The following is a 12,917-nucleotide window of genomic DNA, read 5'->3' as shown; positions in this document are numbered from 1 at the left end:
ATTATCCTTGTTGGTGGCGTTTGACTAACATTTTTGGCAATAGCCAAGCCAGTAAAAAACCTAAAGCTGGGAGGATCATTTGCATTAACGCATATACGGCACTGATCCTGCGGCTTCCACCATTGGCGAGCGAAACGGCTTCAGTGGTAATGGTGTTGATGCGTCCACCACCAGTGAGTAAGGTTGGTAAGTATTGGCTAAAGCTAATGGCTAAACCTAATGCGCAAGCAATGAATATCGGCCCAATTAGCATGGGCAGTTTAATCCGGAAAAATATTTTTGCTTTGGTGGCCCCAAGACTGGCCGCAACAATACTAAAGCGTGGGTCTAAACGACGATAGCTACTGGCCAGCGATAAAAACACATAGGGTAATACAAATAACAAATGGGCCAGTACCACATTGATAAAGGTGTGTTGACTGTTTACTTGCTCAAGTAACCACACCAAACCAAATAAAAACGCGATACTTGGAATAAGCAAGGGCAGATAAATTAATACACTGCCCAGCAGCGATAGCGGTTTTCCGCTGTGCTGCTCTGCTTCTAAAGTGAGTAAGGTTAAGGTTATCGCTAGGGCGGTTGCGCAGAGGGCAATCAGTACCGTGTCGATAAGTGGCGTGTGCATTTGTTGCAATGCCGTTTGCCAGTGCAGCATTACAAATTGTTGAGGCAAGGCATCAGGGAAATGCCAAAAGCCAGCAAAAGACCACAGCAGCATTCCCACTAATGCCAAACCTATGATGGTCAACATTAAGGCGGTGATGACATGGGTTATCTTTTGGATGATAGCGCCGCCGTATTCGCGCTGGCCATTGGTTAACATCGATTGAGCGAATCGACTCACCAAGCGTTCCAGTAACCACCAGCAGGCTAATACGAATAACGTCAGTTGAATTTGTAATATCGCCCCCGCAGACGCTTTGATCCGTAAACTTAAATCCACGTCATGAAACCACTGCATAATCGCTACAGCCAATGTCGGCGGATTGTTGGGGCCTAAAATTAATGGGATTTCTACACTGGCACTGGCGTAGGCCAATACTGCCAATATTGGCAAGCGTAAGTGAGGATACAGGCTTGGCAACACCACTTTTAAAAATGCTGTCATTGGGCAATAACCTAAACTCAATGCCACTTTATGTTGCGCCCGTAGTGTTTGCCCAAGGTCGGGTTGTGCTAATACGCCTAGCGCCATCAGTAATAAAAAAGGCAGTTCTTTTAAGGTCACGCCTAGAATAATACTCAGTCCCATCGCATCGTGTGGATATAGCCAATCGGGTGGTGCATCCCAACCACTTAACCAAGGTGAAACTAAGCGAGACAACATGCCAGACGGGGTGATAAGAAATCCAATAGCAATGGCTGCAGCAGCATGAGGGATAACCAGAATAGGTCCTAAAAGGCGTTGAATATAACCCAGCCACGGACTGTTAAAGTAACTTGCTAGGATCAATATAGTGATTAAAAAGGCCAACAAGGTACTCACCAAGCTGGTGGTGATACTCAATAACGCCATGTGGCCAATGCCTGGTGTTTGCCATAATTGCTGAAAACCATTCAAGCTAAAATGGGTTTGATCCAGTGCTGGGATCCAGCCAAACGCAGGCAGAATAACGCCAATTAACCCACCCAATACAGGGATCAGTAACAAAGCCATCATCATAAATGGACTGAAGCGCACAATTGGATTGAACAGCTTGGCTATAGTGCTCATTGCATCACTCCATAGCGTTGTAACCATAGCTTTGTAATAACCTTACTCCAACTTGGATCTGGCTCGCTTAACGCTGGGCTGATTGCTTGGTTAGCAATAGTGGCACTGGGATGTGACTGAGCGGGTGGCTCAAACCAAGTCTGCTGTTCGGCAGTCAGCTTTGATAGTGCTAACACGCTGGTGTCGCCCCATATATTCGCTTGCTGTTTGTGTGCTTGAGCTTGTGGGCTCAGTAAAAAATTGACTACCAATTTAGCGCTGTCTAGGTGAGCGGCATTATAGGGAATAGCGATAAAATGAATATTGCTCAAACTACCATCTTGCATGCGATAACTGCGGCTACTGTCGGGTAATTCAAAACGGGCAACGGCCGCGGGAATTTCAGCGGCTGAAAAGGTAAACGCTAGAGCAAGTTCTCCATCGCCGATTAAGCGGCGAAGCTCCATGCCGCTAGACATAAAGTGTCTACCTTTGCGCCATAAATGCGGATGTAGTTCATCTAAATATTGCCACAATACCGGCAATAACAAAGCCTGGCTTTGTGTTGTAGCGGGTTGATAAAGCAAATTTTTAATCGCTTCAGGCTGTGAGTTGTTCAGTACAATTAAGGCGTACTTTAAAAAGCTGGTGGCTAAAAAGTCAGGTGGCTTAGGGTAGGTGAATCTGCCTGGGTGTTGTTTGGCCCATAGGCTTAATTGTTGCAAAGTTTGCGGTGGTGATGTGGTCACTATGCTGTCGTAGTAAAACGTCAGCGCAGCTTTACCCCATGGTGCTTCCATCCCTTGTGTTGGCACGCCAAAGTCACGGGTCATCGCGGGATTGTTATCTGGATCGGTTAAACCAAAGTTGGGTAATTGCGTAACCCAATTTGGCGCTAGCAGTTGATGCTTGGCCATGGCGGCAAAATTTTCACCGTTAATCCACACTAAATCGACTTGTCCTTGATGATCATTGCTTGCTGATTTTTCGGCTAATACTCGGCTGACGGCTTCGCTGGTGTCGGTGAGTTTTACATGGTGTAAATTGATCTGATATTGCTGCTTAACTTGTTTCGCGGCCCATTGAATATAACGATTTATTTGCGGATCGCCACCCCAAGCATGAAAGTACACATCTTGATTAGCGCCTCGAGATTCAACCTCTGGCCATGATGACTTTGATGTTTGTGCTGTTTTAACTGATGCTTGAACTGATGTTTGAGCAGACTCGCGGATTGATGTTGATGTTTGAATTCGTGCCGACGGCTTGTCTGCAACATTTACAACACCGTTGCTAGATGCATTAGCCATACCAGCCCAAAGACTAGCAGTAAGCAAAAAAGCACTAAGCCCAAAGCTTACTGCAACCTTAGATTTTATAAGGTTGCTGTAAAAGGCTGTGCTAACGATATGCTGCCAGCGTAAATTAGCCAGCAACATTAAGTGACCAGTCATAATCTAAAAATTCAATATCAAGTTGTTGTTTTTCTGCCGCTTGACGCTGTGCTGGCGTAAGTGTCAGAACACCTTTATCACTATTAGAATAAAGCAGTAAAAACGCTTCAATCGAATGAGTGTTACGAAACCCTTTGGTAAAGTCATCGCCATACCATTTAAAGATAGAAGACAAATACAAGCTGTCTCCCTTGGCATAATTTCGGCTATTATCCGCAAGAAAACGTTCAGTTTGCTCGGTTAATTGCAGTTCGAGTTTAGCGCCTGTGTAGGCTTCTTCACGCAGTGCAGGGCAACCAATGCTGGCACAGTTTACCGCGAAGTGGATCCTTGGGTCGTTGTAACGATCGCTACCACGAATGAGTGTGTGCTCAATATCATTAAGGCTGCGGGTTTTACCTAATAATGGAATAAAACTTTTATCCCAAGGTGAGCTAAATAACCCGCCTAACTCTTTGATTGAGTCTATATCAGGGTATTTAGTTAAGATAAGTTCAACGGTCCACGCGTTGTAAGCATTGATTAAAAATGCCAATTGCGATGCTTTATCCCAAGCATCAAATTCAGCTTGGGTTATCTGACTCAGTTGGTTGAGATACCTGGTCAATATGGCTCGATCTTGTTGTATTGCTGCGTAATCTATCGCGCTACTGTGACCTGAATGAATCGGTTTTACATGACGGTTGAGTAAGGTGTTCCACTCATCATGTAACACCATTTTCGTCTGGGTCTCCACAAGACGATTCGCATCTGACAGCGCTTCAGACTCATCCACTGCAGCAATAGCCGCATTACTGACAAGCAAGCTCAAAAAAATACCAATAGTCAGTAAAAATGATTGAGTAAATCGCGTTAATATTTTCATTATCTGAGACCTATTTTTAAGATCCATCTTTATGATTCTAAAGATAAGGCCCAATTTCGTGAGCCTTAGCTAAGTGAACCTGAGTTATTTCTCTGTCAGGTTAGCCACGACGCCATGTGTGGTATTTTTCTAACCAGCGCAATACAGTTTCTGGTGCATGGTTACGCTTCCATTCACCTGCGGCGTACTTGTTGCCTTCGGCCCATGTTGGGTAACTGTGTATGGTGCCTAAAATCTTGTTAAGCCCTAATCCGTGTTTCATCGCCAATACAAATTCAGCAATTAAATCACCAGCGTGTTCAGACACTACGGTCACACCTAAGATTTTATCTTTACCTTTAGGGGTAATCACTTTAATAAACCCTTCGGTAGCACTGTCGGTAATGGCACGATCAAGCTCGGCAAAATCAAAGCGAGTCACCTCGTAATCAATACCTTGCTGTTTGGCTTCATATTCATTAATACCTACACGAGCCACTTCTGGATCGATAAACGTAGTCCATGGAATAACTCGGTAATCCACTTTAAACTTTTTCAAGTGTCCAAACAGTCCATTGACTGCCGCGTACCAGCCTTGATGTGCCGCTACGTGAGTAAATTGATAAGGCCCAACAATGTCACCTGCCGCATAGATATTTGGGTATAAGGTTTCTAGGTATTCATTGGTGACGATAGTACGGTTGGTTTCAATACCTAACTCTTCTAAGCCGTAACCGCTTAAGCGGGCACTACGACCGACTGCACATAAAAGCTGGTCGTATTCTAACGCTAACTCTTGCTCTTGATGTTTAACGATAAGGTATTTTTTACCGTCACGCAGTTCGCAGCGCAGCGCTTGGTGTGAGGTTAAAATATTCACGCCACTTTTTTGCAAGGCTTGGGTGGCAAACTCAGACACTTCAAGATCTTCTTTGATCATGATGCGCTCAGCCATTTCAACTTGAGTCACTTGCGATCCTAAACGGGCAAAGCTTTGTGCCAGTTCAGAGCCAATTGGGCCGCCGCCTAGTACCACTAATTTTTGTGGTGCTGTATCGAGTTTTGCAAACTCGTCCCACAAGGTATCACTGGTAACATAACCGACTTCTTCTATGCCTGGTAACGGTGGCACAAACGGGCGAGCACCTGTAGCAATGACAATGCTGCGCGCGGTTAAGCGACTGGTGTTACCGTCAGGGTGGCTAATTTCAACTGTCCATGGGTCAACTAATTTTGCATAGCCTTTGACTACGTCGACACCTAAGTTGGTGTAACGCTCAACACTGTCGTGAGGAGCAATATCGGCAACCACTTGATGCACGCGCGCCATGACTTTTTTAAATGAAAATTCAGGAGTGCTGCCTTCTAAGCCGTAATGATGGGCATTTCTTATTTGCTGAGCAATTTTAGCGCTTTTAATAATCGCTTTACTCGGCACACAGCCATAATTTAAACAGTCGCCGCCCATTTCGCCGGCTTCAATTAAGGTCACTTTAGCTTTTACTGCGGCAGCAATATAACTGGTTACTAGGCCACCAGCACCTGCGCCAATCACAATCATGTTGCGATCAAATTTAGCTGGCTTGGTCCATTTGCTGTATACACGACGTTTTTTAATCATGTTAACAATACCTTTTGCAATAAGCGGGAATAAACCTAATAGTGCAAACGACAGGATAAGGTTAACCGATAAAATGTTCGATAAGCTGTCAATTTGTGCCAGCTGAGTACCGGCATTAACGTAAACAAAGGTACCCAAAAACATACCGACTTGGCTTACCCAATAGAAAGTCCACGATTTAAAGGCGGTTACACCCATCAGCATGTTGATTAAAAAGAACGGAAATATTGGTACCAAACGTAAGGTAAATAAGTAAAAGCCACCTTCTTTTTCAATTCCGGCATCAATGGCCGCTAAGCGCTCTGGAAAACGTTGTTTAATTGAATCACGCAACAGATAACGCGACACTAAAAATGCCATTGTTGCGCCAATACTCGAAGCAAACGACGCAATAATTAATCCTTCGACGATGCCGAATAAGGCTCCCGAGGCGATGGTAAGAATCGCGGCACCAGGTAAAGACAATGCGGTCACGGCCACATACAATAAAAAGAACCCGCCAATAACTAACAATGGTGACTCTTCACGTAATTGACTAAAGTCATTCATTGAGCCTTTTAGGCCCTCTAAGGTCAGTAATTGATGCAAATCAAAGTGGAAAAATAATCCCACTAATGATGCAGCAATCAGTAATAACACAATTTTTTTAAACATAATTTATAGCCTTAAAATGAATGCTGTAAGGTAAGGGTAGCGTTAACAGGTAGTTCAGGAAAAACCAATGTTGATCCGAAATAACCGCCTTCAAACACCGGACGCCAGTTCTTTTGGTTAGTCACGTTATTCACATCCAGCCTTAAACTTGTTTGCTCGGTAAAATCATAGCGAGTGTTAACGTTAAGCGTGTATTGATCGCGAATATACACAGTCGCTAAATAGTCTAATGGGTAACTCTTGGTATATAGACCGGAGAAACCTGCTTTCCATTTCTCAGTAATCGACATTCCGCCATTAATTGTGAACGTTTGTTCAGGAAGGCCTTGTACACGGCGGTCAGACGCTGCAAATGAAGCGAAGTTTGGTGCGCCAATACCTGTGCCAGCAATAATGTCTGGGCGTGAATTATCAAATGTATCGGCAACTTGTACCGTATCTTGGCTACTGGCTGAGTCATCATAACGGGCGTCTAAATAACTGTAGCCCGCGCTTAACCAAAACGGATCGGCATCATAAAAAGCTTGGGCTTCAAAGCCTTTAGTGCGAATGCCGGTATTGCTGCCATCACGGTTACGTAGACTGCGTTTTTGGTCAAACACTGCAGCGTCAACATACCAAGCACTGTCCGTGGGTGAGTACTTAATGCCCACTTCGGTTAAGGTATTTTCGGTGGCAAAGTTTTGGCTACTAATTTGGTTGTTGGCGCCTAACGTGGTGCCGCCAGCCATGCTGTTTGAAGTTGATTCGTTATAACTGGCACTGGCATAGGTAGTGATATCGTCACTAAGGCGATAGCTCAAACTGACTTGACCAGATTCAAGCATTTCACTTATCGAATCGCTAGCAGCAACTTGTCCTTGTGGGGCAATAGCATCGCGCGCATCTACATTATAAAAATCGGCACGATAACCTACGCTGGTGGAAAACTTATCTGTCCATTGGCTGTTATGTTGAATGGCTAGACCGGTTTGCCAACTGGTAGAGTCAGTGGTGTCAGATAATGAAAAATCGCCGCTGCCATCGGCATTGGTATCGTACTGCGCTCCGGGTGACACAAACACACCAGGGCGCAGTTCAACTAATCGACCTTGTTGTGCTGCAGTAAGCGGAATACGGCGGTTTTCAATGGGGCCAGTTAAATCGATAGGTAAGTCAGCTTCGGTGGTAAATTGACTGTAACCTAACACTTTGTTGTAGCGGATATCCACCGCAGTAATGGTGCTTTGAGCATCGCTCCATTTATAGGCTAATTCAACTCTGTTTTGTGCAGTATCTGCACCATCAATAATTTCAACAAAACTATTTTGAGCAATTTCTTCACGTTCTAAATGCTGATAATAGGTAATGTTTTTAAAAGTCGCTTTATCGCTTAACTCACGCACATAAGTACTGTGAAGTAAGAAGGTTTGGGCGTTATTGATATTGTCTGGGTCGGTTAATACTTGGCTGCGATCTATCTCAACTAACCCTGTTGGCGATACGATAGCATTGGCGCCAGCAATAGTACTGCCGTTAGGTTGTACACCTTGACCTGTAACGTATAAACCGTTGTCGATTAATGCTTGAGTTGGACGGTTAATCCCCGCGTTGTCGGTAAACTCAACATCATAGTATTCGACATTAATGTCCCAGGTGCTGGCATCGTCTGGCAGTAAACGAAATGCCACAAAAATACTGTCGCTTTTAAAGCCTGAATAATCGTAGTAGCTGCCATTATCGATATGTTCTGCACTTAAGCGAACACCGCTTTGATTGGCGACAATGTCAGTGCCAACATCTATTTGAGCTCGGTAATGATCCCAACTGCCGCCAGATAGGGTGAGCTTATTAAATTGCTCGTCAGTAGGCGCGACTTTAGAATGTATGTTAACAAATCCACCGTTACGTTGGCTGGTGCCTAATAGCACTGGCGGCGCACCTTTTACCACATCAATTTGCTCGACAGCGTTAAATGACATGGGGACACCAAAGCCATTGTTGCCCGCTTGGCGACGCACACCGTCTTGATATAACTCACCTAACTGACCACGAATAGTGGGTAGGCTTGATGCGCCAAAGCCGCTGGCTGAATAACTGTTTGGGCTGACTTTTTGTATGTCAGATAAATCAGTGATGTTGAGCTGTTCAATCATTTCACTGGTGATAGGCGTAACCGAACGTGCGATATCTTTCAATGCTATTCCATCACCAAATGGGCCATCTACAGTGCTGTTTTTAGGTGACATGCCTTTATCGTTAATCGCTTTACCTGATACTTGAATGACTTCAATAGATTCAAGTTTTTCGGCTGCTGTAGCCATTGATGACGTTATTGATGAGTACAGGGCTAGGCTAATAGCGAGTGCGGTAAGTGAACGATTAGGATAACGATAAATAGGCATAATTTTTTCTGCTGTAATGAACTTGGTGAAAGAGACCTTGTTGTTAACAAGTTTATTTCAATCATGTTATGCCAATTTTAATTGTGTTAGATCTAAATGGCATAACTGCTAGTGCAACATAGTTGCGTTTTACTCGGTCAATTAACGGCTGATGATTTTCAGTAACAGTCAGTTTAGCTTATTTAGACGGTCAACAGACCCTAGATGATGTTATTTTATATATTTTTTAAGGAATTAAGATGCAAACATCAATTAGCAATGATACTCAGAAAAAACTGCAGTGGTCGTTACTTTCTTTACGCTTAGGCGTGTTTGTGGTGATGCTGGTATGGACATTAGATAAGTTTGTCAATCCTGGCCATAGTATGAAGATTTTCGAAAAGTTTTATGGCATCGGCGGAATGAGTGAGGTTGCTGCTTATGTTATGGGCGCACTGCAATTAGCCTTAGTATTTGCGTTTGTATTAGGTATTAAAAAGCGTATTACTTACGGGGTTATCTTTCTGATGCATGGCGCTTCAACATTATCGGCATTTAATCTATATTTTGATGCATTTAATAATTTATTGTTTTTTGCAGCATGGCCAATGTGGGCCGCGTGTTTTGCGTTGTACATGTTAAGAGATGAAGACACTAAGTTTACAGTGAAATAAATTACTAACGATTTATCGACACAAAAAGGCCAGCTAAATATATTTAGCCGGCCTTTTTATTAGACGCTCAATGTTAAACGCTCAATGTTAAACGCTAATGCTAAGCGTTAAGCACTCAAGGTTTAGTTGTCAAAGCTAAACCTTATTTTGTGTCACGATTACGGATAACCAAAAAGCTAAATAACACTACAATCACCATTTGCGTACTCAAGCCTTGCCATGTTGATGCTATACCTAACCAGCTAATCGACACATCTATAGGGAAGGGAGTAAGGCTAATTACTGCTGCTTCTTGTAACGCTGAAATCCCTTTTCCTGCCAAGATAAACGCTAAAATAAGCATGAAGTAAGAACTCACCGCAAAGAAGCGGGCTAATGGTAATTTAACTGAGTAGCGCATCATTAACCAAGCAATCACCGCTAAAATAGCCATACCTGCTAGCAAGCCGTAAACCAAGTAACTGACTTGTTCATTGCTGCTGGCAGAGCCTATGGCTTGTGTCAGTAATGATTGATAGAACAAAATCGTTTCAAAGACTTCACGATAGACCGAAATAAATGCCAGCCCAGTGAGACCCCATAAGGTGCCAGTGTTTAAATGGCGGTCGACATTATTTTTAATGTAACTTTGCCATTTGGAACCTTGGGTTTTACTGTGCATCCAATAACCAACATAAAACAACACCAAAGCGGCTAGCAATGCCGCGCCGCCTTCCATTAACTCCCTTGAGGCTCCGCTAATGCTAATTAGGTTATCTGCTGCCCACCAGGTTAATACGCCAGCAGCGAGTGCTGATATCCAACCAAAGTGAACAAATTTAATCGCATCTTGACGTTCGGTTTTAATTAACACTGTCATTAAAGCAATGATAACGAGCAGTGCTTCTAATCCTTCGCGTAGCAGGATGATTAATGCAGCCGAAAACATGGCGTTATTCGATAGTGATTGCCCTGTTAATAGGGTGTCGGCTTGGTCTAGTTGAGCCAATATGCTGGTCAACTGTTGATTTACCTGGCTGTCCTGTCCTGCTGTTTTTAGGATGTTTCTAAAATTAAGCAGCTGGCTTTCGATTGATTTACGTAAACTACTGTCATGAGCATCTAAATTGTTTTCAATTAATTCAAAACCGTCGAGATAGGCGCTCACTGCTAAGGTTTGTGCTTGAGCAAACTCATTGGCTTTATATGCTTTTACAGCAGCCTGCAAGTTAGTACGCGCGACTGAAATAGGTGAGTCAGCATGTTGAAACAGTCGCTCAGGTTGTGAGCGTAGTAATGATAATTGGGTTTTATCAATTCCGACATTTTGCTGAATTAACTGGGTTGGATTGCTATTGACCCACTGTTGTAATTCAATATTCGCATCATGCTTGATGTGCTCCGTGGCAGTAGCTGTTGGCTCAAAAGCTAAACTACCTACATAGAAAGCCAGTGACCAACGCTGTTGATCATTTAACTCACTAAAAGCACGCATAGCACTGCCATCTAAACCGTCGGAAATCGCATCGTAAAGTCCCAATAATGAACGATTCATTGCTCGATCGTGATCGGTGAAATTGGTTGGCTCTGGTGACAATGATTTTGCCAGAGGCCCATCGCCTTGGCCTAAATCACCATGACAGGTCGAACAATTTTCGATAAACAGCTGTTTAACATGGTCTTTGGCTAATAGCTGTGTTGGTAACACTAATGCTGGAGACTGGCTTAATAACTGGTTACGTATTTTTTGGCTAAGCCCTTGAATAACATCCAGTGATGTTTTTTCTGCAATGGCTTGCTGTAATTGCAATGCATCGGCTGTTAATGAATTTGGCACATCATTGGCGAGCAGGTTAGTTTTTTCGATAATGATGCTAGCAAATTGCTGCATTTCAGCAAATTCATCAGGATTAGAGATACGACCTTCGGTCACCGCTTCTGAGTAATCAACACCAATGTATTCAGCTAATTGAAGAATTTGTCGTGTTTGTTTTAAGAGATCTTGCGATGTCTCTGGTGATATCTCTTGTGACGAGACTGCCGGGCTCTGTGCCCATAAAGAAGTTGAAAACACCGAAGTAATGACAATCAATAGGCATCTATTGAAGACCGAAGATGTGAGCTGTTGTCGCCATAACGTGAAGCTGCTTAAGAAAGTATTCAAGGTATTGCCTTAATAGGAATGAAGGAATTATTCTTTAAACTAAATTAAATAAATGATAATGATTTCTATTCTACTTTCTTGCTTGAGGCTAATCAATCACTCTGAAGGCTTGTTAGATAATACTGTCAGTGTAAAAAGCGGTTTGAGGTGAGATTGTTGGCCATGGATAATTATGTCGAGACAGCATTTAAATAGATATTGTCTATTTATAACAATTAGATAATTGTTATATTGGTACCATATAAGCATTAGCCTTGTGCCTTGCTGATATACAATAGTCAGTATTAATTATTGCTGTTTGGTATAAGTGACCTTAGATGTTTATAACTGAAGGTTATGAATCAGCCTTTGTGCTGTTATCTGCATTTTATGGACTTACTGTAGGTTAACGATTGATGTGCCAATACGTATTATTAATAAAATACATGCCAAATTTGCTATCATAATTTCGACATCAGCCAGTCTCGAAATAATTATCCATGGCCGCTAATGATTTTTGTATCGATTGCTCAGGCTTGAGGTTAGCTAGGATTAGCACTACGCTAGTTACTAACAAACTAAACCTGATATGTTAATGTTATTAAGTGTTATTGGAGTCGATAGATTGATAGAAATGAGGTCCATTATGATGAGTAACACGATGGTAAATAACCAATGACAACGCCAGTAAGTGCTTCGTTGTATGCTGATCTTCGCCTAATTGACATAGGTATGGAATTGTTTATTGAAATTCATTTTGCCAATGGTAAAACAGTGCAGTCACGTTCGAGCTTAATTGGTTATCAGGTTGGGCGGTTTATCTTGATTGAGTATCCTAATAAAGGTTTTTCTGAGGCTTATCAACATATGCTAGTGAATGCTGAAATTGTGGTAAGGGCGATGACGAATAGTGGTTTTAAAGACATTATTGCTTTTAAGTCGACCATATTCTCTGTGGTTAATCAACCGATTAGAATGCTGTGCCTTAGTGTACCTAAAACCATCATCAAGAAAAAAGTCAGAGAGCAGTTGCGAGTTAATATCGAGCAAGAAGTGTTTATTATGCACAATGACAATAAAATCAGTGCAAAAATGCTCGACTTTTCTTCTACTGGCTGCTTACTGACGGTAGACGCCAAAACGGTGAATATTGAACAAGGCGAAGAGATACATGTGGCTATCTCTATTAACACTGATCTTTCAGGGATCTTAACGGGTAGCATGGTCAAAGTTCAAAACATTGAAGGTGTATTGAATATAGGGGTGAGGTTTTCAGATGAGCATCCACAATTAAAAGATAATATTTTCAGCTATTTTTTAGTCAGTTCAACTACAAAATCATGACCCTAAGTGAATCCTAGTTGTGGGCTATCCGTGTGAATCATCGTCCTTAAAAAAGATAAAAAAAAACGCATCAAAAGATGCGCGAAAATTCACAAGCAAACACGGTATTACAGCTTTTATTGTTAGTCTGAAAGTAGGCTAAAGGTAA

8 protein-coding genes are annotated in these 12,917 nt (G+C 42.5%); 2 read left to right on the top strand and 6 right to left on the bottom strand.

Annotated elements, in window-relative coordinates; translation table 11 throughout:
- Position 1: 1 nt before the first annotated feature.
- The 5 genes from GUY17_RS15825 to GUY17_RS15805 all read right to left on the bottom strand — a co-directional run bounded on the left by GUY17_RS15825 (position 2) and on the right by GUY17_RS15805 (position 8,650).
- On the bottom strand, positions 2-1,714 hold the full coding sequence (locus tag GUY17_RS15825; RefSeq protein WP_101088847.1) for an ABC transporter permease: 1,713 nt from the start codon (positions 1,712-1,714) through the stop codon (positions 2-4).
- The gene (locus GUY17_RS15820) at positions 1,711-3,003 is read right to left on the bottom strand and encodes an ABC transporter substrate-binding protein (protein ID WP_162024384.1); all 1,293 of its coding nucleotides are present in this window, start codon (positions 3,001-3,003) and stop codon (positions 1,711-1,713) included. Before GUY17_RS15820 ends, GUY17_RS15825 begins: the two co-directional genes overlap by 4 nt.
- 115 nt (positions 3,004-3,118) lie before the next feature.
- Positions 3,119-3,865, bottom strand: coding sequence for a DUF547 domain-containing protein (locus GUY17_RS15815; RefSeq protein WP_254439937.1), 747 nt, complete (start codon positions 3,863-3,865; stop codon positions 3,119-3,121).
- 247 nt (positions 3,866-4,112) lie between these two features.
- Entirely contained in the window at positions 4,113-6,266 is a 2,154-nt protein-coding gene (locus tag GUY17_RS15810; protein ID WP_162023699.1) for an FAD-dependent oxidoreductase, read from the bottom strand.
- Between the two features lie 11 nt (positions 6,267-6,277).
- Positions 6,278-8,650 carry a TonB-dependent siderophore receptor gene (locus tag GUY17_RS15805; protein ID WP_162023698.1) on the bottom strand — a complete coding sequence of 791 codons (2,373 nt, stop codon included), beginning with the start codon at positions 8,648-8,650 and terminating at the stop codon, positions 6,278-6,280.
- 239 nt (positions 8,651-8,889) lie between these two features.
- On the opposite strand from GUY17_RS15805, the gene GUY17_RS15800 reads away from it, so the two are divergent.
- Entirely contained in the window at positions 8,890-9,303 is a 414-nt protein-coding gene (locus GUY17_RS15800; RefSeq protein ID WP_101088851.1) for a hypothetical protein, read from the top strand.
- 142 nt (positions 9,304-9,445) lie between these two features.
- Here GUY17_RS15800 and GUY17_RS15795 read toward each other — a convergent pair whose 3' ends face one another.
- The gene (locus tag GUY17_RS15795) at positions 9,446-11,374 is read right to left on the bottom strand and encodes a cytochrome c/FTR1 family iron permease (RefSeq protein ID WP_242445223.1); all 1,929 of its coding nucleotides are present in this window, start codon (positions 11,372-11,374) and stop codon (positions 9,446-9,448) included.
- Positions 11,375-12,100: 726 nt separating this feature from the next.
- Here GUY17_RS15795 and GUY17_RS15790 point away from each other — a divergent pair.
- Positions 12,101-12,769: a flagellar brake protein gene (locus tag GUY17_RS15790; RefSeq protein ID WP_162023697.1), complete on the top strand. Its 669-nt coding sequence runs from the start codon at positions 12,101-12,103 to the stop codon at positions 12,767-12,769.
- Positions 12,770-12,917 lie beyond the last annotated feature (148 nt).

Origin of the sequence: Shewanella sp. Arc9-LZ, assembly GCF_010092445.1 — a bacterium.
Classification (GTDB): Bacteria; Pseudomonadota; Gammaproteobacteria; order Enterobacterales; family Shewanellaceae; genus Shewanella.
This window is presented reverse-complemented; position numbering and strand designations above follow the sequence as displayed.

What these genes read in the sequence shown, in the direction of transcription:
- GUY17_RS15825 (WP_101088847.1), bottom strand. Translation starts at nt 1,714, where the DNA reads ATGAGCACTATAGCCAAGCTGTTCAATCCAATTGTGCGCTTCAGTCCA.
- GUY17_RS15820 (WP_162024384.1), bottom strand. Translation starts at nt 3,003, where the DNA reads ATGGCTAATGCATCTAGCAACGGTGTTGTAAATGTTGCAGACAAGCCG.
- GUY17_RS15815 (WP_254439937.1), bottom strand. Translation starts at nt 3,865, where the DNA reads ATGGTGTTACATGATGAGTGGAACACCTTACTCAACCGTCATGTAAAA.
- GUY17_RS15810 (WP_162023699.1), bottom strand. Translation starts at nt 6,266, where the DNA reads ATGTTTAAAAAAATTGTGTTATTACTGATTGCTGCATCATTAGTGGGA.
- GUY17_RS15805 (WP_162023698.1), bottom strand. Translation starts at nt 8,650, where the DNA reads ATGCCTATTTATCGTTATCCTAATCGTTCACTTACCGCACTCGCTATT.
- GUY17_RS15800 (WP_101088851.1), top strand. Translation starts at nt 8,890, where the DNA reads ATGCAAACATCAATTAGCAATGATACTCAGAAAAAACTGCAGTGGTCG.
- GUY17_RS15790 (WP_162023697.1), top strand. Translation starts at nt 12,101, where the DNA reads ATGACAACGCCAGTAAGTGCTTCGTTGTATGCTGATCTTCGCCTAATT.